Origin of the sequence: Nocardia higoensis NBRC 100133 (assembly GCF_000308595.1) — a bacterium.
GTDB classification, from domain to species: Bacteria; Actinomycetota; Actinomycetes; order Mycobacteriales; family Mycobacteriaceae; genus Nocardia; species Nocardia higoensis.
Window position 1 is genome coordinate 52,532 of sequence record NZ_BAGA01000070.1, and the last position, 23,466, is coordinate 75,997.

At 66.7% G+C, this 23,466-nt stretch carries 22 protein-coding genes; 10 read left to right on the forward strand and 12 right to left on the reverse strand.

The annotated features are described in order from the left end of the window. Positions 1 to 198 precede the first annotated feature (198 nt). The 4 genes from ON26_RS09830 to ON26_RS09845 form a co-directional block, all read right to left on the reverse strand. Complete coding sequence (locus ON26_RS09830; protein ID WP_040795722.1) at positions 199 to 1,119, reverse strand: helix-turn-helix transcriptional regulator; 921 nt, start codon at positions 1,117 to 1,119, stop codon at positions 199 to 201. Then, positions 1,119 to 2,237, reverse strand: coding sequence for a helix-turn-helix domain-containing protein (locus ON26_RS09835; RefSeq protein ID WP_040795723.1), 1,119 nt, complete (start codon positions 2,235 to 2,237; stop codon positions 1,119 to 1,121). The genes ON26_RS09830 and ON26_RS09835 overlap by 1 nt, the downstream gene beginning before the upstream one ends. 189 nt (positions 2,238 to 2,426) lie before the next feature. Continuing rightward, a complete protein-coding gene (locus ON26_RS33850; RefSeq protein WP_040795724.1) occupies positions 2,427 to 3,257 on the reverse strand; it encodes a LuxR C-terminal-related transcriptional regulator in 831 nt (276 codons plus the stop codon). Next, the gene (locus tag ON26_RS09845; RefSeq protein ID WP_083883981.1) at positions 3,254 to 4,225 is read right to left on the reverse strand and encodes a LuxR C-terminal-related transcriptional regulator; all 972 of its coding nucleotides are present in this window, start codon (positions 4,223 to 4,225) and stop codon (positions 3,254 to 3,256) included. The genes ON26_RS33850 and ON26_RS09845 overlap by 4 nt, the downstream gene beginning before the upstream one ends. 260 nt (positions 4,226 to 4,485) lie before the next feature. Between ON26_RS09845 and ON26_RS09850 the strand changes: the two genes are divergently transcribed. Then, on the forward strand, positions 4,486 to 4,947 hold the full coding sequence (locus ON26_RS09850) for a MaoC family dehydratase (RefSeq protein WP_373280932.1): 462 nt from the start codon (positions 4,486 to 4,488) through the stop codon (positions 4,945 to 4,947). Further along, positions 4,944 to 5,831, forward strand: coding sequence for an HpcH/HpaI aldolase/citrate lyase family protein (locus ON26_RS09855; RefSeq protein WP_040795725.1), 888 nt, complete (start codon positions 4,944 to 4,946; stop codon positions 5,829 to 5,831). Before ON26_RS09850 ends, ON26_RS09855 begins: the two co-directional genes overlap by 4 nt. A gap of 202 nt (positions 5,832 to 6,033) precedes the next feature. Here the strand turns inward: ON26_RS09855 and ON26_RS09860 are convergent, their stop codons facing one another. Genes ON26_RS09860 through ON26_RS09870 form a run of 3 tightly spaced genes read right to left on the reverse strand, consistent with a single transcriptional unit; the run spans position 6,034 to position 9,745 of the window. Next, entirely contained in the window at positions 6,034 to 7,146 is a 1,113-nt protein-coding gene (locus tag ON26_RS09860; protein WP_040795726.1) for an NAD(P)-dependent alcohol dehydrogenase, read from the reverse strand. A gap of 32 nt (positions 7,147 to 7,178) precedes the next feature. Beyond that, positions 7,179 to 8,420, reverse strand: coding sequence for an NAD(P)/FAD-dependent oxidoreductase (locus ON26_RS09865; RefSeq protein ID WP_040795727.1), 1,242 nt, complete (start codon positions 8,418 to 8,420; stop codon positions 7,179 to 7,181). Next, complete coding sequence (locus ON26_RS09870) at positions 8,417 to 9,745, reverse strand: cytochrome P450 (RefSeq protein WP_040795728.1); 1,329 nt, start codon at positions 9,743 to 9,745, stop codon at positions 8,417 to 8,419. Before ON26_RS09870 ends, ON26_RS09865 begins: the two co-directional genes overlap by 4 nt. A 247-nt stretch (positions 9,746 to 9,992) precedes the next feature. Here ON26_RS09870 and ON26_RS09875 point away from each other — a divergent pair, with 247 nt between their 5' ends. Then, on the forward strand, positions 9,993 to 10,310 hold the full coding sequence (locus ON26_RS09875) for a 2Fe-2S iron-sulfur cluster-binding protein (RefSeq protein WP_040795729.1): 318 nt from the start codon (positions 9,993 to 9,995) through the stop codon (positions 10,308 to 10,310). Positions 10,311 to 10,319: 9 nt separating this feature from the next. Here ON26_RS09875 and ON26_RS31555 read toward each other — a convergent pair whose 3' ends face one another. The 3 genes from ON26_RS31555 to ON26_RS09890 form a co-directional block, all read right to left on the reverse strand. Next, positions 10,320 to 11,048 carry a helix-turn-helix transcriptional regulator gene (locus tag ON26_RS31555; RefSeq protein ID WP_051026886.1) on the reverse strand — a complete coding sequence of 243 codons (729 nt, stop codon included), beginning with the start codon at positions 11,046 to 11,048 and terminating at the stop codon, positions 10,320 to 10,322. Further along, the gene (locus tag ON26_RS09885; RefSeq protein WP_040795730.1) at positions 11,045 to 11,923 is read right to left on the reverse strand and encodes a helix-turn-helix transcriptional regulator; all 879 of its coding nucleotides are present in this window, start codon (positions 11,921 to 11,923) and stop codon (positions 11,045 to 11,047) included. The genes ON26_RS31555 and ON26_RS09885 overlap by 4 nt, the downstream gene beginning before the upstream one ends. Before the next feature lie 73 nt (positions 11,924 to 11,996). After that, positions 11,997 to 13,451 carry an aldehyde dehydrogenase gene (locus ON26_RS09890; protein WP_040795731.1) on the reverse strand — a complete coding sequence of 485 codons (1,455 nt, stop codon included), beginning with the start codon at positions 13,449 to 13,451 and terminating at the stop codon, positions 11,997 to 11,999. A 252-nt stretch (positions 13,452 to 13,703) separates the two neighbouring features. Here ON26_RS09890 and ON26_RS09895 point away from each other — a divergent pair, with 252 nt between their 5' ends. Together ON26_RS09895 and ON26_RS09900 are read left to right on the forward strand one after the other, a co-directional pair. Next, positions 13,704 to 15,398 (forward strand): AMP-binding protein, encoded by a 1,695-nt coding sequence (locus ON26_RS09895; RefSeq protein ID WP_040795837.1) that lies wholly within the window; start codon positions 13,704 to 13,706, stop codon positions 15,396 to 15,398. Between the two features lie 6 nt (positions 15,399 to 15,404). After that, positions 15,405 to 16,235 (forward strand): hotdog fold thioesterase, encoded by an 831-nt coding sequence (locus tag ON26_RS09900; RefSeq protein WP_040795732.1) that lies wholly within the window; start codon positions 15,405 to 15,407, stop codon positions 16,233 to 16,235. Between the two features lie 50 nt (positions 16,236 to 16,285). Here the strand turns inward: ON26_RS09900 and ON26_RS09905 are convergent, their stop codons facing one another. Both ON26_RS09905 and ON26_RS09910 read right to left on the reverse strand, forming a co-directional pair. Beyond that, positions 16,286 to 16,696, reverse strand: a complete 411-nt coding sequence (locus ON26_RS09905) for a MaoC/PaaZ C-terminal domain-containing protein (RefSeq protein ID WP_040795733.1) — start codon at positions 16,694 to 16,696, stop codon at positions 16,286 to 16,288. Next, on the reverse strand, positions 16,693 to 17,157 hold the full coding sequence (locus ON26_RS09910) for an FAS1-like dehydratase domain-containing protein (protein ID WP_040795734.1): 465 nt from the start codon (positions 17,155 to 17,157) through the stop codon (positions 16,693 to 16,695). Before ON26_RS09910 ends, ON26_RS09905 begins: the two co-directional genes overlap by 4 nt. Before the next feature lie 67 nt (positions 17,158 to 17,224). Here ON26_RS09910 and ON26_RS09915 point away from each other — a divergent pair, with 67 nt between their 5' ends. The 5 genes from ON26_RS09915 to ON26_RS09935 all read left to right on the forward strand — a co-directional run bounded on the left by ON26_RS09915 (position 17,225) and on the right by ON26_RS09935 (position 23,465). Continuing rightward, the gene (locus ON26_RS09915) at positions 17,225 to 18,412 is read left to right on the forward strand and encodes an acyl-CoA dehydrogenase family protein (protein WP_040795838.1); all 1,188 of its coding nucleotides are present in this window, start codon (positions 17,225 to 17,227) and stop codon (positions 18,410 to 18,412) included. Between the two features lie 13 nt (positions 18,413 to 18,425). Further along, entirely contained in the window at positions 18,426 to 20,378 is a 1,953-nt protein-coding gene (locus ON26_RS09920) for an AMP-binding protein (RefSeq protein ID WP_040795735.1), read from the forward strand. Positions 20,379 to 20,387: 9 nt separating this feature from the next. After that, positions 20,388 to 21,452 (forward strand): acyl-CoA dehydrogenase family protein, encoded by a 1,065-nt coding sequence (locus ON26_RS09925; RefSeq protein WP_040795736.1) that lies wholly within the window; start codon positions 20,388 to 20,390, stop codon positions 21,450 to 21,452. A 64-nt stretch (positions 21,453 to 21,516) separates the two neighbouring features. After that, entirely contained in the window at positions 21,517 to 22,683 is a 1,167-nt protein-coding gene (locus ON26_RS09930; RefSeq protein WP_040795737.1) for an acyl-CoA dehydrogenase family protein, read from the forward strand. Next, positions 22,683 to 23,465 (forward strand): SDR family NAD(P)-dependent oxidoreductase, encoded by a 783-nt coding sequence (locus ON26_RS09935; RefSeq protein WP_040795738.1) that lies wholly within the window; start codon positions 22,683 to 22,685, stop codon positions 23,463 to 23,465. Before ON26_RS09930 ends, ON26_RS09935 begins: the two co-directional genes overlap by 1 nt. The last annotated feature ends 1 nt before the right edge of the window (position 23,466 follow it).

A 23,466-nucleotide genomic window follows, 5' to 3' on the forward strand; every position in this document is an offset into this window, starting at 1 on the left:
CGATATTCCTTTCGTCGAGCCGGGTTCAGCGTGACGCCGGCCTCGCCGGCACATTCTCGCGACAACCCAGTTCGACGAACAGAGGCGTCGTATCGTCCCGCGGTCGTGATCGACCCTGTCGAAAAGTGTTGTCGCTCAGACGATCATCACATGATGAGACCACAGTCACATCCCTCGTCGGGACTGTAGAGATTGCTCCTACAGGGGGAATTCTCCTACTGCGCCCGCTGGTGCGGTTCGCTCGATTGAGCGTGACATGCCCGCACGGCCATAGCGGCCGATCAGTTCCGCGCGGTTCGCGGCATCGCATTTTCGCAGGATCTGCTTCACATGCGATTTGACCGTTTCTATGGAAACGACGAGCTGCTCGGCGATAGCCGCATTCGAGGAGCCGGTGAGCATCATTCTGAAGATCTCGGCTTCTCGGCGGGTGAGCGCTTCGGGCACCGTGAGGGAAACCGCGCTCGAAGTTTCCGGCCGCAAGACAATCCCGGCGTGACGACGCCATCCGGATATGGAGGCATACAGCTCCCGGTGCCGATTCCGGCGCTCTCGCATATCTGTCAATGCGATCGCGGCACCGACGGAGGTGACGAAAGCTCTCACCGCGCGAACTGTGTCGCTGTCGAGGGATCCGGCGACAGCGACCAGTCCACGGGGGCCGCCGTCGACGTCGAGGCGGAAGACTGTCATTCCCTTGCATCCGAATACGAGGGGAAGCCGACCGTCTTCGGCGACAGCGTCCTGGGCGCTGAACGGCCGTGGCACTCGATCACGTGCCGACGTGGCGACCGGCGTTGCCAACATGCCATCCAACTCGTGAAGCACCACGTCATCGGTGCGGGCGATAGAGGCGACGGCCGGACAGACGGCATCGATGATGTCGACCAGGCCGCGCGCCGATCGGATCCGGTCGTGTGCCCGCCGCAGCGCCGACATCGTGGACTCGGCTCTGTGGAGTCGGTCGGAGTCCAAGGCGGCTCGCCGGGAAACGAGCTCGGCGAGCCGTGAACCGATCTTCGCGGGGTCGTGTGATGTGTCCGCCGCAAGCATTGCCATCATCCGATCGATCTGCTCCGATACCAGTTCGGTGGCGTCGTCTGCGGGGTCGTTCGACATCAGATCTGATCTCCGTCGTCCTCGGTGTCGCGCAGCGCGAGACAGCGATACGCGGCAGCGGCCTCCGCCTTGGTGGAGATCCCCAGTTTGCGATAGATGCGACCTATATGGGATTTCACTGTTGTTTGCGAAACGAACAGGCGCCGAGCTATCTCGGCGTTCGGCCGGCCGCGCGCAACGAGTTCGAAGACTTCGTACTCGCGCGTCGTCAAGGCGACTGGTGTGCGGGTATCGCTGGTAGCGGCCGGGTCGCCCCCGGCCGCCTCCGCGAAACTGACACGCGACTTCTCGAGATCGGCCAGAGCGCTCTGCATGGCGATCAGTTCGTCCTGGATCCGACGATGCTGAGATTCGCACCGTGAGCGCAGCAGTGCCGTCTCCTCCGCCGACGAGCAGATGTCGCCGACGGTCCGGAGCACCTCGAGGTCGGGTGCGTCGATCGGGAGGTGGTTGTGGTCGGCGTGGATGATCCCGCAGACCTGTCCACCGGCGACGACGGGCACGACCACATAGCCGCGTGGTCTCGACAGCTCGATCAGAGGTTTGTACGTGTCACGGAGGGTATCCGCGTACTCGACCGCCATCCCCCGGGGGCGGCGCATTATTCCCTCCTCACGTGGCGCTGCCCCTTTCGGGACGACTTCACCGTTCACAGCTCTCCGGAGGTCGTCGAACCCTCCGAGCTCGTTGTGGATCGCGATCGTGATCGGTGCCCAAACCTGTCCACGGACGGAGGAATACATCGACTTCGCGAACCCGAGGTCGTGGCAGACCTTGGTGGTGACCTCGAAGGGCAGTCGTGACCGCGGTGTCCTGGCCAGCGATGTGTACATCCGTTCGATACCCTCGAACTCTCGTCGGTACGCAGTGATCCGGGCGCGAATGGTCCGTCGACGTACTTTCTCGATGCCGGTCAGGAGTTCTGCGGCACGGCGCACCTGGCCATTGGTCAATGTGCGCGACAGGAGCTGAGCGAGCAGAGTTCCCCGCACGTACTCGAGTGCCGCCGTATCCTCCTCGACGATCACTGTGAGTTCGTGCTGAACCAGACCGTCACCACGACCTATGGCATCGGCGAACAATCTGTCCAGTTGAGAAGTCCGCATCCGGTCCTTCATTGCACTCTCCTGCGGCATACGGACACCGATATGGTGCCTCCCGAGGCGGCGCGACCCCTGCTGGTGGTCCCTCGCATACAGGTAGGACGGAATCCGCCTGGTTACATCATGAAATGGTTGGACCATATCTTAGGTCGGATGTGAGGTCAACCACACGAACACTCGATTGCTGAATGGTGGCGGTGCGCGTCAGGAGCCGGATACGTAGAGCGTGATCGCTTCGGCCCGGTTGATCGCGCCGGTCTTGCGCAGGATGCTCTTGACGTGCGACTTCACCGTCTCGGTTCCCACGACGAGTTCGCGGGCGATCTCGGCGTTCGAAGCGCCGGTGACCATCAGTTCGAGTACTTCCCGTTCGCGCGCGGTCAGCATTCGGTCGAAGTGAGAGGCGCGTGATGTCGTCGGCGCCGGGAGGTGCTCGGTCGGGTCATCGATATCGAGGACGATGCCGGTGTTGGTGAGTTTCTCGGCCTCCTCGGCCAGCCGCCGTGCCGCAGCCGCCATCGCCAGGCGTTGTCTGTTCATCCGGTCGATCAGCAGGTTGCGCTCGGAGATCCAGGTGAATGCCCGTGCGTGTGTTTCCAGTAGTTCGACCGCGTCGGGCTCGAAGGATGTGGAGTGTCGCTGGGCGGCGTGGATCATGCCGACGGTTTGCGACTCGACCGTGAGTGGAGTGACGGTATAGCGGGAGGTACCCAGAAGCTGGGCAAACCTGTCGGTTGCGCCCTCGTCGTGGTCGTCGGCGGCCGTGGTGCGCCTGGAGCGGACAGCCGCGCGTTCGATCGAGCAGGCCGCCAGCGGAAGACGTGCTGGCCTGTTGGTGACCGTCGCTCCGGCGCACGCGGTCGAGGTCAGGGTGCCGCCATCGATCCGGGAGATCGCGGCGGCATCGAATCCGAAGGACTCGACGAGTCCGATGCAGATCGTCTGCTCGAGGAGGCCGGGGGCGGTGATGCTCTTCAGGCGCCGGATTGCGTCGGTGAGGAGGTCCAGCGTGCCGGCGGGGGTATGTCGGCTCATCGCGCCGGGGAGGTCGCGGTGCGGCTCATCCGGAGGAAGGTCGCGACCGCTGCGGCGCGGCTTGTCGTGTTCAGTTTTCTGCTGATCTGCCGCAGGTGGGATTTGACTGTGCCTTCGGAGAGGGCCAGGGAACGGGCGATTTGGGCGTTCGTCGCTCCGGTGGCCGTGTACTCGAGGATCTCGCGCTCCCGGGGACTGAGGATCGAGAGGTTCGCCGTGAGTGCTCGGGCGTTCATCTGGCCGGCGGTGCCGGGGACATCTTCGTCGGTAGGTTGTCTGATCGCCTCGATGATGTCGCCGAGTTGCTCGACCTGAACTGTCGTGCGGCTGCGCAGTACTGCCACTTCGAAAGCGATCGAGAGGAACTCGGAGAACAGTTCGAGCCGCTGGAGGTGCTCGCCGGTGACGCCGTCGTGCTCCCGCGGACGGTCGGCGTGCAGCAACCCGATTGTCCGCCCGTGCAGCGTGATCGGCGCGGCGACATAGCCGGCGCACCCCGAGGCGTCGACGATCTCCTTGAAGGTTCTCTTGTCGGCGGCCGGCTTGTCGACGACCGCGCCCATCCGCTTGCGGACGAGTTCGGTCTCGAGCGGGGCGATGGCCAGGGGGAACCGAGCATCGTCTATGAACTGCTCGAGTCGGTGCGCTGTGCTGTCGAATCCATCGACATGCAGGCATCGCGGTATCCACATCGAGCCTCGGACCGTCGAGATCATCGCGCGGCCGAAACCGAGGTGCCGACAGATCGTCGACGGAGTGTCGGCGATTATGCAGTGGGGATCCTTGTCTCTGAGGGATTCCGCGGCGTCGAGGACTGCGTACGCCGACTGCGAAGCGGGGTGCCTGTGGCGTCGGCGGACATCTCTGGGCATCCGAACCTCGAGATCGGTGCCGAGCCCCGCGTATTCGGGCCCTGGAGCCGGTGTCCAATCGTCGCGCACATCACCCTCCTGGCCTGCCGTGGTCATCGATGACTGTGACACAGCTTACGTCAATAGTAAGACCATTTCGCTGAAGGTGATCGAGTGTGAGGTCCTCGCTCGGTGTCGGACGCTCCGGTTCTGTTGCGCAGGAGTTCGCCGCGAATCCGAAGTGGGTTTTCGGTTTCATTCGGACCTTCCGTGCGAACCGGCACCTGTGTTGCGGGTTCGACCCGTGTCGGCCCGGTGACGGTCGTTGACGACCATCTGCAAATGGTCGTACCATTAATAATCTGAACCGAAGGAAGGTGGAGGATTTGGCCGGCGTGTGGTTCGACGAGTTGACAGTGGGGCAGAAGTTCGATCACCCCATCAGGCGAACAGTCACCGAGACCGACAACGTGCTGTTCACGGCGATGACGCACAACCCCGCGTTGCTGCATCTCGACGAGGAATACATGAAAGGCACCGAGTTCGGGCAGCGTGTGGTGAACAGCGCGTTCACACTCGGGCTCATGGTGGGAATCTCGGTCGGTGACACCACGCTCGGTACCGCCGTCGCGAATCTGGGCTGGGACGAGGTGCGCTTCCCCAAGCCGCTGTTCCACGGTGACACGATTCGGGTGGAGACCGAGGTGCTGGAACTGCGCGAATCGAAGTCGCGCCCGGACCAGGGCGTCGTCGTCTTCCTGCATCGCGCGTTCAATCAGCACGGCGAGGTCGTCGCCTCGTGCAAGCGGGCCGGTCTGCAACGGAAGCGGCCGCGATGACCGCGCCGATCCGCTCGTTCCTGTTCGTGCCCGGTGACAGTGAGAAGAAGCTCGCCAAGGTGGCCGACTCCACCGCCGATGCCGTCATCCTCGATTTGGAGGACGCTGTCGGCGCGAGCCGGAAACCGTTCGCGCGCCGAATGGTATCGGAGTTCATCCAGGCACAGGATGGTACCGCTTCGACGCCGCAGCTCTGGGTTCGGATGAATCCGCTCGGCACCGAGCACGCACTGGCCGATCTGGCGGCTGTCGTGCCGGCCGCACCCGCCGGGATCATGATCCCGAAGATCGAGGGACCCACGGATGTGCTCCGCGTGCAGCACTACCTCGACGTCCTCGAAGCGGCGAACGGTCTCGTCGGCGGGGGCGTGCGGGTGCTGCCCGTCGCCACCGAGACCCCGGTGGCCCCGTTCCGGCTCGGCGATTTCGCCGCCGCGCAACTCGACCGGCTCTACGGGCTCACCTGGGGTGCGGAGGACCTCAGCGCTGCCCTCGGAGCGTCCGGGAACACCGGACCCGACGGCCGGTGGACCACGACCTACCAGCTGGTGCGCTCGCTGACCCTGATGGCGGCGCGGGCAGCGGAGGTGGAAGCCGTGGAAACGCTGTACGTCGACATCCGCGACGAGGAGGGGCTCGCCGAATCGTCACGTCGGGCCAGGGCCGAGGGGTTCAGCGGCCGGATCGCCATCCACCCGGCTCAGGTCGACACCATCAATGCCGCCTTCACTCCGTCCGCCGACGAGGTGGAATTCGCGCACCGGGTGATCACCGCCTTCGCCGACGGCGCCGGGACGGTGGCGTTGGACGGCAAGATGCTCGATCTGCCCCATCTGAAGCAAGCGCAGCGAGTGCTGGCGCTGGCCAACGGCCGGATCGGCTGAACGAGTCGGGGAGTTCTCGTCTGGAACAGAGGCCGGGCCCGCGCGGAATTCCTCGCGGGCCCGGCCTTGTGAATGCGGTCGGTTGTAGAGCTTTTCTTCCGGGGGTGTGCACGAGAGGCGTGGACACGGCAATGCGCGGTTCTGTTCGCCGGGGCGAGCAGAACCGCGCAATGCATGTGCCGGCATCTTCAGGAGGCAGGGATCAATCGTGATCGCCGAATACCAGCACGGGCTTGACGACTTTGCCGTCGTGCTGGGCCGCTACTGCCTCGTTGATGCGATCGAACTCGAAGGTGGTCACGAGCTTGTCCAGTGGCAACCGCCCGGCGCGATAGAGCGCGACGAGCTCGGGGATGAAAACGTCGGGCGTACTGTCGCCCTCGATGATGCCGGTGACAGTCAGCCCCAGGGTGAGCGTGGCGATGATGTTGAGATTCACGGCTCCGGACGGGTCCGAGGGAACGCCGATCAGGCCGACGGTGCCCTTCACGCGGGTAGCGCCGATCAGCGCGTCGATGACCGCCGGGATTCCGGTGGTGTCGATCACGTAGTTCACCCCCTCGGGAACGATCGCGCGAACCTGCTCGGTCAGATCTCCGGCCGCGGGGTCGACGGCGTGCGTGGCACCCAGTTCGCTCGCGAGGTCGCGACGTGCGGAATTGGGCTCGACAATGATGATGGTCCGGCATCCCTGGAGGACCGCCCCCATCACCGCGGACAGGCCCACCGAGCCGCCGCCGGCGATCACGATGGCCGAGCCCGGCTCGGCGCGCAACGAGCGGGTCACCGCGCCCACTCCGGTCTGCACGCCGCATCCCAGCGGCGCCAGCAGCGCGAACGGGATGTCGTCGTCCACCTTGACCACGTTGCGCTCGTTGGCGAGTGCGGCACGGGCGAAGGAGGACTGCCCGAAGAACATTCCGCCGATCGGGCTGCCATCGCGCTGGAGCGGTTTGCTGCCGTCCGGGCGGGTGCCGCCGTAGTTCAACGCCGTGAAGTTCTCGCAGTAGGACTGGCGGCCGGTGGTGCAGGTGGCGCATTCGCCGCAGCTGTTGAAGGTGATCCCGACCTTGTCGCCGGCCGCCACCTTCGTCACCCCGTCACCGACAGCGATCACCGTGCCCGCGCCCTCGTGCCCGACGACACCGGGATATTCGATGGGCAGGACCCCGTCCCGGGCTGCGAGATCCGTGTGACAGATGCCGACGGCCTCGATCCGGACGAGTACCTCGCCGGCGCGTGGATCATCGACGTCGATCTGCGTGAGAGTGAAATCGCTGCCCTGCTCGGTGAGCAGTGCTGCCTGTGCTTGCATGGGTTCTCCTGGATATGTCTTCGATGACAGGTCTATACGCGGGCCGCCGACGCGGCGGTGACATCACGAAGCGACACCGCCGCATCGGCCAGCAGGCCGGGATCGACCTTCGTCCGCTCGGCGACGAGTTTCTTCCCCGCGATGAATTCGCCGGGGGCGTTGGCGGTTTCCACCGCGACTACGTTGTCCTCACCGGTCAGGTGGAACAGTGCGAAGGTGCCGGGCTTGCTGCCTTCGCGGGCGACGACCCGGGCTCCGGGGGCGATCAGACCCGCGATCTTGAGTTTGAGGTCGAACTGATCGGACCAGAACCACGGCACCTCGTGCCCGGGATGTTCGGCGCCCAGCAGGGCTGCGGTGACCTGGCGAGCCTGCTCGGTCACGTTCGGAATGGATTCCAGCCGCACGAGGCCGTCGGCTCCTGGGAGCGGACGGCGCGCCACGTCGCCGATCGCGAACACCGCTGGATCGCTGGTGCGGCTCCACTCGTCGACGAGTACGCCGTTGTCGCAGGCCAGTCCCGCGTGGTGCGCCAGCTGGTCCTCGGGAACGGCGCCGATGCCGACCAGCACGGTGTCTGCTGTGACGATGCTGCCGTCGGTGAGCTCGATACCGCAGGCCCGGCCGCCGAGGGTGCGTACAGCGGCCACCTGCGCGCCCGTCATGATCGCGGCGCCACGCTCGCGGTGTGCGTCGGAGAGCCGCCGGGACAGCTCCGCGCTGGCGACCCTGGCCAGGATTCGCTCCTCGCGCTCGATGACGGTCACCTCGACCCCGGCCGACCTGGCGACGGCCGCGACCTCCATCCCGACGTAGCCGCCGCCGACAATCGCCAGCCGATCGCCACGTTCGAGTGCGGCACCGAGCGCGAGCGCGTCCTCGACAGTGCGCAGGGCCAGTACCCCCTCGGCATCGGCGCCGGGCACCGGCAGCGACCGGGGGGTCGAGCCGGTGGCGAGGACGAGGGCCCGATAGGGCAGGGCCGACCCGTCCGAGAGCTGGAGTCGCATGGCTGCCCGATCGATGGCGCTCACCCGGATGCCGCGACGCAGATCGATGTCGTTCTCGGGATAGAACTCTGCGGGACGCAGCGGTTGGGACGCGTCGCGGCCGGTGAATTTCTTCGACAGCGGCGGCCGGTGGTAGGGATGGTGCCGTTCGGCGCCGATCACCACGACACCGCCGGTGTGTCCGGACTGGCGGAGCAGCGCCGCGAGAGTTGCTCCGCCGTGCCCGGCCCCGACGATGACGATCGGGTCTTCGTTCTCGCTCATCGCCCGATGAATTCCAGTTCGACCGGCATGTTCTTCAGGCCGCCGACGAAGTTGGTCTGGATGAACTTGGTATCGCCGGCCAGGCGTACGGCCTTCAGGTGCGGCAGCAGCGTCTCGAACATGATGCGCAGCTCGATCTTGGCCAGATGCTGACCGATGCACATGTGCGGGCCGTAGCCGAAGGCGATGTGCTTGTTGGGCTTACGGTCGATGTCGAACACGTCGGGACGATCGAAGACGTCGGTGTCCCGGTTGCCGGACTGGTACAGCAGCATGAACCGGTCGCCCGGCTGGATCGAGCGCCCGCGCAGCTCGTACGGCTGCAGCGCGGTGCGCATGAAGTGCTTGACCGGTGAGGCCCAGCGCAGTGACTCGTTGACCAGGTGCGGCACCAGCGACAGATCGCCCTGCAGGCGCTCGAGCAGGCCGGGCGTCTGCGAAATCGCGTGGATGCCACCGGCCAGAGTGGACGAGGTGGTGTCGTGACCTGCCGTCGCGATGGCGATGAAGTAGCCGTAGGCGACCTCCTTGGCGAAGTACTCGCCGGACTCGTCCTTGGCCTCGGCGATGATCGAGGCCAGGTCGCCGGTCGGGTTCGCGCGTCGGTCCATGAGCAGGGCGTCGAAGTAGGCGTAGAAGTCCTGGATGGTCGCCACCCACTGCTTGGCGGCGGCGTCCGGGGTGAGTGGCTCCACGTCGGCGCGGGCGGCATCGGGATCGGCTGTGCCGAAGAACTCCTGCGTCAGCGTCATCATCCGGGGCTCGTCGGATTCGGGCACGCCGAACAGGCTCATGATGACGTGCAGCGGGTACTGCAACGCGAAGTCCTTGACGAAATCGATTCGGCCGTCGGTAGCGAGCAGTCGGTCGACCGACTCGCGCGCCAGGGTCCGGATCGTGTCCTCCCACTGCTTGAGGTTGTTGGGCCGGAACCAGTCGGCGGCGATGTCCTTGATCGCCGTGTGCTCGGGCGGGTCGAGGTAGGTCAGGGTCTCGAGGATGCGGAGGCTGCCGTTGTTGATCGACTTGGTGAACTCATCGCCGGCTTGATTGGCCAGGATCGGGTTGTAGGCGCCCTTGTTCTCTCCGCCGGCGCTGGTGAAGATGTCGGGCTGCCGTTCGATCTCCATGATGTCGGCGTGCTTGCTCACCAGGTAGAGCGGGTCGTAGCCGTCCACCTCGGCGCGGCCGAGCGGATTGTTCTCACGCAGCCACCGGTAGGCCTCGAACAGACGCGCGTCGTCGCGATGTCCTTCGGGCATTACGATCTGCTTCGCCACATCGTCGGGGATTCGCAGTTCGGTGGGGGATTGCGTGGTCGTCATCGAAAGTCCTATCTCGTGCTTTCGCCGGGGTGTGAACGAACACAATTCTGTGCCGTGCATCACGTGATGGCCATCACCCTGACGGGGTAACCTTCGCACCTGAAGAGGGATGGGCTGGAAATGGTTCGGAGTCACGGCTCCCTCCGGTGAGCCACCGAATATGTCCTCATGGGGATGATTCGCCCCGAACGCTTGTCCGACGATGAATGCAGGCAATGCTGCCGCATGGCACGGACGAGGAGAGATCATGGCGCGAGTCGTATACCACCTGCCCGACGGGACTGTGGAAACTGTCGAAGTTCCCGCAGGTCAGAGCGTGATGGACGGTTCGGTCCGGAATAATCTCCCCGGGATCGTCGCCGAATGCGGTGGCAGCTGTTCGTGCGCTACCTGCCATGTGTATCTGCCGGAACGATCGGCTGATCTGTTCGAACCGCCCTCCGCGGAAGAATCCGAACTCGTGGAATACCTGGAGGGCGCGCGTTCGAATTCCCGTTTGTCCTGTCAGTTGATCATCGGTGAACAGGACGAGGTGCACGTGGAGGTAGTCGATTCTGCTGTTTGAGAATGCGCGTCAACCGGACCGGGCAATGAGCTCGGCACGGTTGGCGGCTCCCATTTTTCGCAGAATATTCTTGACGTGAGTCTTCACGGTTTCGACGGAGAGAGTATGCGCGCGGGCGATATCGGCGTTGGAAGCGCCCTGCAGCATGCTTTCGAGAATGTCGCGCTCTCGATCGGTGAGAAGTGCGGCTGCGGACGCGAACTCGGCGGCGCGTTCGCTCGAAGGAGGCGTGGTGCCGCTCGTGCCCGCATCCAGGAGGCGTAGCTGTTCGCCGAGCGTTCGCAGCCGGAGTTGCCGGTCGCGCAGGCGTTCTTCGCTGTCGAGCCGCTCGGCGGTGACGACCGCGAGGTCGATCAGCAGCTGCACGTTCTCGTGTACCTCAGCGGTGAGCGTGCCGTCGACGAGCAGAAGGGTGTGGCCGGCGTCAGGTTCGATCTCGAACACGGTCACCGGGGAACCGTCGGCGCGGGGGTCGAGGTCGGTCCGCCGCCGAACGTCGTCATGAACTGTCTGCCCAGCCTGGATGGGGCGAAGGCCGAGCGCCACACCGGGACTGTCGAAGCGGGCGATGTCCTCGCGCGCCGTCGCTGTCCCTTCGCTGAGTACGACAGTTCTCGCTCCGGTGACGGCCGCGACCGCCGAGCACAGAACGGTGGCCAGTGTGTCGCGGTCCGAGGCTTCGGTGACGGCGGCCACCGCCGCGTCGATCCGGGCGATGTCACCGTGGTAGCCGCTCATGTCCGGAAGGTCGGGCCGAGGCGGGTGCGCCGATGATACGCGGCGGCCTGAGCGCGGGATTCGACGCCGATCTTGCGGAAGATCCGTCGGATATGGGCCTTCACCGTGCCGTCGGAGATGAAGAGCTGAGCTGCGATCTGACGGTTGCCCGCGCCCGTCGCCAGCAATCCCAACACCTCTTCCTCACGATCGGTCAATGACTCGGGCGCCGCCGGGAAGGCCGTGGTTCCGGGCGCGGGCTGCTCGGCCCGGACGCTGCGGAACACGCGACCCGGCCGATCGGTGTCGGCGTCGATGATGTGTGCGACCATGCCCGCCAGCAGATCCCGCTGTTGCTCCAGTTGTCGCGAGTTCTCCTCGATTCCGATCAGCAGCCCGGAGATCCGGGTTGCGATCAGCAGCAGACGAAGGTCATCGTCGGTGACCGATTCGCGATTCCGGTCCACGTGCAGGATCGCCACGGTGCGCCCGTTGGCGACGATCGGCGCCGCCGCGTAGGCCGCCGGGTCGGACAGATCGATCAGTGGTCGGTAGGCCCCACGATGGTAGGCCCGCCTGCCGAGCAGATAGGGGCGGCGGTACCGGACCAGATCGGCCTCGCGTGGCGCCCGCAACAGCGGAACCGGCGTGCCGTCGACGGCACGCCGGAGTTCGTGGAAACCGTCCTCGAGGTCCGGCCTGACATAGACGTGCTCCGGTGTCCACGATGCGCCGCTCACCCGGGAGAACATCGCTTTGGAGAAGCCCAGCGTCGTACACGCTTCCCGGCACGCGACGGCACCGAACGGCTCTTCTCCGGCCGACTGGAGTCGAGCGAGAAAGCGTCGCACATCCCGGGCCTGGAAGTCCGGTCCGTTCCGTTCGATCACCGCCATTGGCTCGACACTCTCCACATCGTTCAGGGACGTGCTGTAGGACACGCTATACCGGCCGGGTCAGGAGCCTCGGTCAGCCTGCGGGCGGCAGGTACACCGTGCGCAGCTGCTGGAAGGTGTGCAGACCCTCGGGGCCGAGTTCGCGGCCCATGCCGCTGCTCTTGATACCGCCGAAGGGGGCTACCGGGTCATTGGTGTAGTGATTGACTCCGATGGTCCCGGATTGAACGCGCGCGGCCAGCTCGGCGGCGCGCTCCACGTCCGCCGACCACACCGAGCCGCCGAGGCCGTAGTCGCTGTCGTTGGCGATGGCGAGCGCTTCGTTCTCGTCGGCGAACGGGATCACGCTGAGCACCGGCCCGAAAATCTCTTCGCGGGCGATGGTGGCCGAGTTGTCGAGGTCGGCGAAGATCGTGGGCTCCAGGAAGTATCCGGTGTCCAGCCCGGCGGGGCGTCCGCCGCCGGTGGTCAGCCGGGCTCCCTCGGTGCGACCCTTGGCGATGTAACCCTCTACCCGGTCTCGTTGCTGAGCCGAGACCAGCGGGCCGATCTTCGTCGTGGGATCGAGCGGATCGCCGATCTTCAACGATTCGGCGAGTGCGGTGAGCGCGTCGACGACTTCGTCGTAGCGCGACCGCGGGGCCAGGACGCGGGTGTTCAGCCAGCAGATCTGGCCGTTGTTCAGGAACGTCACACCGAACAGCGACTCGAGTGACGCGTCGAGATCGACGTCGTCGAGAAGAATGGCGGCGGACTTGCCGCCCAGTTCGAGAGTGACCGGGCGCAGTAGCCGGCCGCACGCCTCGGCGATCTTGCGGCCGGCGGCCGTCGACCCGGTGAACGACACTTTGTCGATGCCTGGATGTTCCACCAGGTAGGCGCCGATCTGGCGCCCGCCGGGCACCACATTGAGCACACCTGCGGGCAGGCCTGCGGCCGCTGCGGCTTCGGCCATCAGGAAGGCATCGAGCACTGTTTCCTCCGCCGGCTTCAACACGACGGTGCAACCCGACGCCAGTGCGGGCGCCAGTTTCAGGAACGAGATGGCCTGCGGAACGTTCCACGGCACCACCGCGCCCACCACACCGACCGGGTGGCGGGTGACGCGGGCGGTGCCGCCCAGCATCCCGGCACGTTCGTCGACTTCGGGGGCGTCGAGCATCAGCTGGGAGAAGTAGCGCAGCAGGACCGCGGGGAATCCGCCTTCGAACTGGTCGGCCAGCCAGATCGGCATCCCGTTCTGCAGCGACACCCTGCGGGCGGTCTCGGCCGCGCGTGCCTCCAGTTCGGTCGCGAAGCGCTCGAGTACTGCGGCACGCTTCTCCGGATGCCAGCTCGCCCATCCCTGTGGGTCGTCGAAGGCCCGCCGAGCTGCGGCGACCGCCCGATCGATGTCCTGCGGAGCTGCCGCGGGAACCGTGCCGATCTGCCGCTCGGTGCTGGGGGAGTGCACGGTGATGGTGGCGTCGGTGGCCGGCTTGTGCCAGCCACCGTCGATGTAGAACTCGCGGTACTCGATCGACGTCATCTTGCTCCTCATTGTGTGAACGGCGTCACTTCCAGCATGACAAAATATCCTACGATCGCAATGGTAATTTTGGTCGTACCAAAACTTTGACCCTCTCGATCCGGCAAATCCCCCGTTCGGGTGAATTGTGAGCAATCCGCGGCTCCCCGGGGGTGCCGCCGTGCCTACTGGGGGTCTGGACCGTTGCGCTATTGGTCCAACCATTCTAATCTTCAGACTGATATGGGCGCCATACTGATGGAGGACGGCAGCATGACCAGCGAGCGGAACCTCGGCCGGTACACCGCAGAGCAGATCGACGAGTTCTACGCGAGCGGACAGTGGACCGACGAGAACTTCACCGAACTCCTGAAAGAGCGGGCCGCGGCGAATCCCGGCAAGATCTTCGTTACCGACGGCACCTACGCGCTGACCTTCGCCGAACTCTACGAATCTTCGCAGCGACTGGCGCTGGGTCTGTACCGGCGCGGTCTGCGTCCCGGTGACCGCGTGGCAGTCCAGTTGCCGAATTGGGCGGCCTTCGTGCTGACGGCGGCGGCACTGTCGCGGATCGGTGTCGTGATGGTCCCGATCATGCCGATCTATCGCAAAGACGAGGTGGCGCACGTCGTCTCCGACGCCGCCATCCGGATGGCCATCGCGCCTGCCGAGTTCAAAGGTTTCGACCATGTCGGCATGTTCGAGGAGATCCGTCGCGATGCGTCGACTCTCGAGTCGATCGTGGCGGTTCGTGCGCCGCGCGAGGCGCGAGAGTCGTTCGCGCAGCGCGGGATCGAGGTGCTCGACGACCTGATCGTCGGCGAAGTGACTGTGGATCAGGTCGACGCGGAACTGGGTTACCGGTCGCACCCCGATGATCCGTTCGCGATCGTGTACACCTCGGGGACCACCTCGCGCCCCAAGGGGTGCCTGCACACTTTCAACACCTATGCCTCCGGTGCCCGCGCGCTGAGGGCGGCCTTCGGGTATACCGAGGACGACGTGCAGTTCGGCCCGTCGCCGATCACTCACACGACCGGTCTGGTGACCAGCGTGCTCCTCCCGCTGCTGGCCGGTGCAGCTACCCACATCATGGCGGAGTGGAATCCGGTGCAGGCGCTGGCGGAGATCGAGAAGTACGGCTGCACCGCGGCGGTGACCGCGACAACCTTCCTGCAAACCCTGCTCGCCGCCGCCGAAGAGCGCGCGGACGCGAACTTGTCCTCGCTGCGCATGTGGACCTGCGCCGGTTCGCCCATCCCGGCTGCGGTGGTGGAGCACGCGAAGGCTGCATTGCCCGGTACCAGCGTGCTCTCGCTGTACGGGCGTAGCGAGAATCTGTCCACCACCACCTGCACCGTCGCCGATGATCCGAAGCGGGCGATCACCTCCGACGGCGCCGCCTTGCCGGGCGCCCAGGTGAAGGTGGTCGGCGCCGACGGGCTGGAGGTGCCGCGCGGATCCGAGGGAGACATCGCCTACCGAGGCCCCTCGCACATGATCGAGTACCTGAATCGGCCCGAGGACACTGCGGAGTTGTTCACCCCCGAGGGCTTCTCTCGTTCGGGCGACCTCGGCGTGATGGACGCCGACGGCTACGTCCGGGTCACCGGGCGTACCAAGGACATCGTGATCCGCGGCGGGATGAATATCAGCGTCCGCGAGGTCGAGGACAAGCTGGCCGACCATCCGGACCTGCTCGCGCTGGCTGTGGTCGGCATGCCCGACGAGCGGCTCGGCGAAAAGGTGTGCTGCTATGTGGTGGCCAAGGAGCGGCATCCGGTCCCGACCGTCGAGACACTGCGTCAGTACCTGGTCGATCGCGGGGTGGCGATCCAGAAGACGCCCGAGCGCGTCATCGCGGTCACCGAACTGCCGATGACAGCCACCGGCAAGATTCAAAAGCATCTGCTGCGCAAGCGGATCGCCGAGGAACTCGATCAGCCCGCGGCCGCCGGCGCGCACTGACCGGGAATGATGATCTCGACCCCGCCGCTCCCACTCGGAGGTGCCGAGGCCCTGGTCCGGGTCAACCCTGTCACTCTCGCGCCCCAGCGTGCGCAGTTGATCGTGGATTCGGGGCCGTGGCTGCGCGACGACGCGGCCGGCTGTAGCCGGGGTGCGCTCGGGGTCCCGCTCGACGACGTCACCGGCTATCTGGTCGCCTTGTCCGCGCCCGCGGGCAAATGGCCGGTGAGTCTGGGCATTCGGATCGATTTTCTCGCCGACCCACTGCTGGACGGCCCGCCGATGACCGCGACCGGCGAACTCGTCGGCCGCGACGAGCGCGGCGGGACAACCCGCGGCACTGTGACCGATGATCGCGGACGGGTGCTCGCGCTGGTGGTGCAACGCTCCCATCTCGTGCCGGTGGCCGAGACACCCACGGGGACAAGGATTCCGGACCTGGTCCCCGCCGACGACGTGCCGCTGCGGTCTGCGCTGGGTATCCGGACACCGGCACCCGGCGTTCTGGAACTTCCGTCCACGGTGTTCGCGGCCAATGCGATGGGCAATGTGCACGGCGGCATCCTGATCGCGGGCGCGGAGTTCGCCGCGATGACAGTGCTCGGCGCCACCGGTGCGCAGCGCACCACCAGCATCGACATCTCCTATATCCGGCCCGCCGACGCCGCGGGCATGACAACGTTCCGCAGCCGCGTGCTGCACCAGGGCCGCTCGCTGGCGGTGGTGCAGGTGTGTGTGGTCAATTCGTCGAACAAACCGTGCGCGCTGGCCACTGTCGTAGTGCAGGGGCAGCCGCAGTGCGCACAGGTCGCCCCGGGGTGGTCGAATCGTTTGTGACGATGTAGGTCAGGGTGCGGTGCCTGCCGACGAACAGGCACCGCAGGCCGCTACGCCGCCGGGATGATCCGCACGCGCGCCGTCGCACTCACCACGATCCTGCCCTCGACACTCGCCGTGAGGCTGGTCTCGGCGATGTCGTCGTGCACCGCGTCGACTCGCCCGCCCAGCTCCAGCGTCTCGCCGAGGGCGAGCGGCGAGGCGAAGCGCACGGAGTAGGACAGCAGGTGTTCGACATGCACCACGTCGCTCAGCCAGGCGGCGAGCATGCCCGCCTGCATCTGTCCCATCGAGATCACGCCGGGTAATCCGGCGCGCACCGCATACTCGTGATCGTGGTGCAGGGGATTGAAATCGCCTCCGGCACCGGCAAATCGGACGATATCGGTCTGGGTGACCGGGCCGATCGTCCTGTTTCCCAGATCCTGCCCCGCGGACAGCGGCAATGGCGGTCGGGTCATCGCAGGCCCCTCTCGATCAGCACTTCGCGCTGGGTGACGGCGGTGTCTCCCACATCGTCGGTCCAGATCGTCTCCAGCGTCACCAGTCGCATGGTGCCGCCGCGTTTGCCCTCCTTGGTGGTGTCGGCGACGACCCGGCGTGTTCCGGTGAGTCGATCGCCGACGAGTAGCGGCCGGTGGTAGTCCCACTCCACCGAGCCCACCACCACGCGCTCGATGGCCAGCCCGAGGTCGCGGACGAACTGCTTCTGATCGCGATAGTGGCCGGCCGTGACCACGTGGGTCGGGGTGGCGGGAACGCCCCCGAATCCGGCCGCCGAGGCGGCTTCGGGATCGGTATGGATCGGATCGGCAGCCCGGGTGGCGCGTGCGAACTCACGCACCTTGCCCGCTTCCACCGCGAACGACACCACGTCGAGGACGGCTCCTGCGGGCGCCTCTCCGGCGACGGTATGCGACATCGATACCTCCTAGTCATTTGGTCTGACCTATTGTAACGTTGGTCCTTAACGATGTGTGGAGGTGCAGATGGATCTGAGCGATTCCCCGGAAGAAGCCCGATTCCGGGCTCGCGTGCGCGATTGGCTGGCCGAGACGCTGCCGACGCTCCCCCGGCCCGAGCCCGCCCGGCTGGAGGACAAGCGTGTCCATTGGGCGGCGTGGCAGCGCAAGCTGTTCGAGGCCGGCTTCGCCGGGCTGTCCTGGCCGACCGAGTACGGCGGCGCGGGCGCCGACGCCAAGATCAAGGCCATCTTCACCGAGGAGATGGATCGGGCGGGCGCCCCGGAACGGCTGAACATCATCGGCGAGGATTTCGCGGGCCCGACCATCGTGGCGTTCGGCAGCGACGAGCAGAAGCGGCGCTACTTGCGGCCGATCCTGGAGGGCACCGAGATCTGGTGCCAGCTGTTCTCCGAACCGGAGTCCGGTTCGGATCTGGCCTCGCTGCGCACTAAAGCGACCAAGGTCGAGGGCGGCTGGTCGATCCAGGGCCAGAAGATCTGGACCTCGCGCGCCCAAATCGCCGACAACGCCATTCTGCTCGCCCGGACCGGCGGCGGCGAGCGGCACCGAGGAATCACCTACTTCTTGCTGCCCATGTCGGCTCCGGGGGTCACGGTGCGCCCGCTCGCCCACATGCTCGGCGAAGCCGAATTCAACGAGGTCTTCCTCGATGACGTCTTCGTCCCGGATTCGGCGGTGGTCGGTGAGGTGGACGGTGGCTGGAATGTCGCCATGGGCACGCTCGCCTTCGAACGCGTCGGAATCGCGACCGGTCGGGTGAACACCATCCGCGCGGTGCGCGACCTGGTCGCGCAGGTCGAAAGCAGTACCGACGACGAGGGCCTGCCGTTGGCCGCGAAGGCGGAGATCCGGCAGCGGATCGCCGACCTCTACGGCCGTGCGCTCACCCACTATCTGATCGGTCAGCGGGTGGTGACCGGCGCTGCAGCGGGTGAGCCGCCGGGCCCGGTGACCTCCATCGGCAAGCTGTACTTCTGCCCGCTGGTCGAGGACATCGCCGACTTCGGGCTCTCGCTCGGTGAGCTCGGCGGCCAGTTCGGGCTCGCGCCCGAAAGCGATAGCGCCGACGCCGTTCAGCAACGCTGGCTGCGGCTCGCCTATCAGGCGCGCGGCACCGCCATCGCCGGCGGTTCGACCTTCATCCAACGCAACATCGCGGCCGAGCGTGTGCTCGGAATGCCCCGGAGCTGAGAAAGGCGGCGTGATGAGCACCTACGTCTGGAATCCGACCCCGGAGCGGATCGCGGATGCGAACGTGATGCGGTTGGCGCGCAAGCACGGCATCGACTCGATCGCAGAACTGCGACGACGCTCGACCGCCGATGTCCCCTGGTATTGGAACGCCGCCGTCGAGGACCTCGGCATCCCATTCACGACACCCTACGAACAGGTACTCGACCTGTCCGGCGGGATCCCATTCCCCGAGTGGTTCGTCGGTGGCACCTTCAACGCCGTCGACGCCTGCCTCACCCGCTGGCTCGGCGAGGGCGCGCACCGCCCGGCCATCGTGCACGAGGCCGAGGACGGTACCGTTCGGACCCTCACCTACGGCGAGCTGGCCGATCAGGTGGGCCGGGTCGCGGCGGGCCTTGCCGAGTCAGGGATCGGCGAGGGCGATGCCGTCGCCATCTATCTGCCGATGATTCCCGAGGCGGTGGTGGCCTGCTACGCCGCCGCCGGACTCGGCGCGATCCTGGTGCCGCTGTTCTCCGGATTCGCCGCCCCCGCCATCGCTGCGCGGCTCGCCGACGCACAGGTCAAGGCCGTTGTGGTCGCCGACGGCACCGTCCGGCGCGGCCGGACGGTGCCGATGGCAGGCGAACTCGCCGTCGCGCTGCGGCAGAGCCCGTCGGTGCGTGTGGTCGTCACCGTGGACAACGTCGGCGGCGAGCTGGATTTCGGCGATACCGGTGTCGCCGTCACCGCTTGGGACACGCTCGTGCGCGCAGATCGACAGCCCTACGCGTTCCAGCCGTTCCCCGCGATGCAGACCCTGATGCTCGGTTACACCTCCGGCACGACCGGAAAGCCCAAGGGGGCAGTGCACACACACGCCGGGTTCACGATCAAGGTGGCCACCGAGGTGGCGTACTCGTTCGACATCTCGTCCGGTGACACCTTCTGCTGGATCACCGACATGGGCTGGGTGATGGGGCCGCTGTCGGCCTTCGGCACACACGCCAACGGAGCCACCCTGATGCTCTACGAGGGCTCCCCGGACGTGCCCGACGCCGGACGGCTGTGGGATCTGGTGCAGCGGCACGGAATCACGATGCTCGGCGTCTCCCCGACGCTGATCCGCGCCCTCAAGGCGACACCACTCGCCGAGATCGCGACGCGGGATCTGTCCTCGGTGCGCGTGCTCGGCTCGACGGGCGAGCCGTGGGATCCCGATTCCTACGACTGGCTGGCGCGCGACGTCTTCGGCGCCCGGGTACCGGTGATCAACTTCTCCGGCGGAACCGAGGTCGGCGGTTCCTTCCTGGCGCCCTACCCGGTGGAGCCGATTCCGAGCTGCTCGCTCGGCGGGCCTTCGCTGGGCATGGACGTCGATGTCGTCGACGACACCGGGGCACCGCTGCGCGGCGAGATCGGCGAGCTGGTCTGCCGTCAGCCCTGGCCGGCCATGACCCGCGGGGTGTGGCGCGATCGCGAGCGCTACCTCGAGTCCTATTGGTCCACCTTCGACGGCATGTGGTGCCACGGCGACTTCGCGCTGGTCGACGACGACGGCCAGTGGTATATCCTCGGCCGCTCCGACGACGTGATGAACATCGCGGGCAAGCGCTTGGCCCCCGCGGAGGTGGAGTCGGTGCTCACCACTCATCCCGCGGTTGCCGAGGCAGCGGCGGTCGGCGTGCCCGATGCGAAGAAGGGCGAGACGGTCTGGGTGTTCTGGGTGCCCCGGGCCGACGCGGATGTCGAGGGTGTCTCCGACGAGCTGCGGCGCCTGGTGGCGACCGGTGTCGGCAAGCCCTTCGCGCCCGCCGAGGTCTGGCCGGTGCGCGCCTTGCCCAAGACCCGGTCGGCCAAGATCCTGCGCCGCGCTGTGCGGGCCGCGGCGATCGGGACCGACCCGGGTGACCTGTCGAGTGCGGAGAACCCGGAAGCCGTCGAGGCCATCCGCGATGTCGTGCACGGCACGGCGGCGAACTGAGGAGTGAGAATGCATTGGGAGCTGTCCGAGGAGCAGGAGCTGTTCGCTTCGTCGCTGCGGGATTGGATCGGCGCCAAGTTTCCGATCGACACCGTGCGCGCACTGGTGACTTCGGGTGAGACCGCGAATGTCACCGCCGCGCTGATCGGTGAGGGCTGGTGGGGTGTCGGTTACCCGGAGGAAGTCGGTGGCGAGGGCGGGGGAGTGCTCGAGCTCGCGTTGGCCGCACGAGAGTTCGGCCGCGGCGCGGTGCCCGACTCGTCGTGGATGGCCGCGGCGCTGGTCTCGCCGTTGCTGACCGGCGACGAACTGGCCGCCCAGTTGTCCGGGGAGCGGCGTTTCGCGCTCGTCGTGCGCGCCGACAGGGTGCCGGATGCAGTGCCCGTTGCGGCGAACGGTGGCCGACTGATCGGGGTGGTGCCGCATGTGCTCGGTGCCGCCGAAGCCGATGTCCTGCTCGTGCCCGTGCGGGCGGCCTCGGGGCTCGTCATCGCGAGGGTCCCGGCCGCGCAGACGGTCCGCACTCCCGGCGATCTCCTCGATCGTGCGCGCTCGGTGAGCACTGTCGAGTTCACCGGCGCGCTCGCCACCGAGGTCGTGCCCGCCGGGGATGCGCTGTCCCGCGTCGCCGATCTGGCCGCGGTGCTGGTCGCCGCGGACGCGCTGGGCAGTGCCGAGCGGATGCTGGACCTCGCGGTGGCATACAGCAAGCAGCGCAAGCAGTTCGGCCAGTTCATCGGCGCATTCCAGGCCGTGAAGCACGCGGCTGCGCAGATGCTCGTCACGGTGGAGGCCGCCTATTCGACGGCGCTGTACGCCGCGGCCGCGGTCCAGGCGGCCCGTGTGGACGCTGCGACTGTCGCGGCGGTGGCCAAGGCACAGGTCACCGGCCCGGTCGCCGGCCTCGCGGATTCCGCGCTGACCGTGCACGGGGCGATCGGCTACACGTGGGAGCACGACCTGCATCTGTTCTACAAGCGCGCGAAGCTCGACCGGGTTCTCTTCGGAGCACCTGCGGCGTGGAACGAGCGGATAGCCACCGCGCTGCTCGGTGCCCCTGACGTCGGGGAATAGTCCGCGTTTTCTTTTGGTCAGTCCATTGTTATAGTTACCGCAAAGATGAGAGGGAGAACCCCAGGTGGATTTCGAACTGACGGAAGACCAGGTCACCATTCGTGACGCGGTCGCCGAACTCGCGGCGAAGTTCGACGATCAGTACTGGGCGGAGAAGGACGCGGCGCACGAATTCCCGACGGAGTTCTACAACGCCTTCGCCGAAGGCGGCTGGCTGGGCATCACCACCCCGGAGGAGTACGGCGGGCACGGCTACGGCATCACCGAGGCCTCGATCCTGCTCGAACAGGTGGCCGCCTCCGGTGCCGGAATGAACGGTGCCAGCTCGATGCATCTGTCGATCTTCGGCATGCATCCGGTGATCGTGCACGGCAGCGAGGAACTCAAGCAGCGCACGCTGCCGCGCATCGTCAACGGCGATCTGCACGTGTGCTTCGGCGTCACCGAACCGGGCGCCGGTCTCGACACCACCCGGATCACCACCTTCGCCCGCCGGGAGGGCGACACCTACGTCGTCAACGGCCGCAAGGTCTGGATCTCCAAGGCGATGGAGTCGGAGAAGATCCTGCTGCTGACGCGAACGCAGAAGTTCGACGAGTCGCCGCGCAAGACCGACGGCATGACCTTGTTCCTCACCGACCTCGACCGGAGCAAGGTCGAGATCCGGCCCATCTCGAAGATGGGGCGCAACGCCGTCACCTCCAACGAGCTGTTCATCGACAATCTCGAGATCCCGGTGGAGGACCGCGTCGGCGAGGAGGGCAAAGGCTTCACCTACATTCTCGACGGCCTGAACCCCGAGCGGATGCTGGTGGCCGCCGAGGCGCTCGGCATCGGTCGGGCCGCGCTCCGGGCCGGCGTGCGCTACGGCAACGACCGCGAAGTCTTCGGCCGTCCGATCGGCAAGAACCAGGGCATCCAGTTCCCACTCGCCGACTCGCTGGCACGGCTGGACGCCGCCGAACTCATGCTGCGCAAGGCGACCTGGCTCTACGACAACGGCCTGCCCTGCGCCCGGGAAGCGAACACCGCCAAGTACCTGTGCGCCGACGCCGGTTTCGACGCCGCCGATCGGGCACTGCAGACGCATGGCGGCATGGGCTACTCCGAGGAGTACAACGTCTCCCGCTACTTCCGCGAAGCCCGGCTGACCCGGATCGCGCCGATCAGCCAGGAGATGGTGCTGAACTTCCTCGGCTCGCATGTCCTCGGCCTCCCCAGGAGCTACTGATGACCGACAAGACAACGCCCGCCGGCCTTCAGGCCTTCGCGCTCGACGGTCGTACCGCACTCGTGACCGGCGCCGGTGGCGGCGTCGGAGCAGCCGTCGCCGAAGCCTTCGCCGCGGCGGGCGCCGCGGTGCTGGTCACCGATATCGACAAGGACGCGGCCGCCGCGGTCGCCGCACGTATCACCGAGACCGGTGGGACAGCGGATTCGTTCGCCCTCGACGTCTGCGATCCTGGCAACGCGCGCGATGCCGCCGCCGCGGCCGCCCGGCTGGGCGGCGGCACGCTGCACATCCTGGTGAACAACGCCGGGGTGATCGCCCCGGCGATGTTCCCGCAGCTGGACGAGGTGAAGTTCCGTCGGGTGCTCGACACGCACCTGATGGGTAGTTACCACTGCAGCCAGGCCGCACTGGATCATCTGCCCGACGACGGTACCGGCCGGATCATCAACGTCACTTCTGCGGCGGGACTGACCGGCACCATCGGGCAGGCCAACTACGGCGCGGCGAAAGCCGCGATTATCGGGCTGACCAAGTCGCTGGCCCGGGAGCTGGCTCGCCGCGCCATCACGGTGAACGCGATCGCTCCGCTCGCCGCCACCGCCATGACCGAGAACATCCGCAGCAACGAGAAGCTGGCGGCCAAGACGCTCGCGCGTATCCCGCTGGGCCGTTGGGCCTATCCGGACGAGATCGCGCCCACCTTCGTCTTCCTGGCCTCGGGCGCCGCAGGATACATCACCGGCCAGGTGCTGCCGGTCGACGGTGGGACGGTGATCTGAC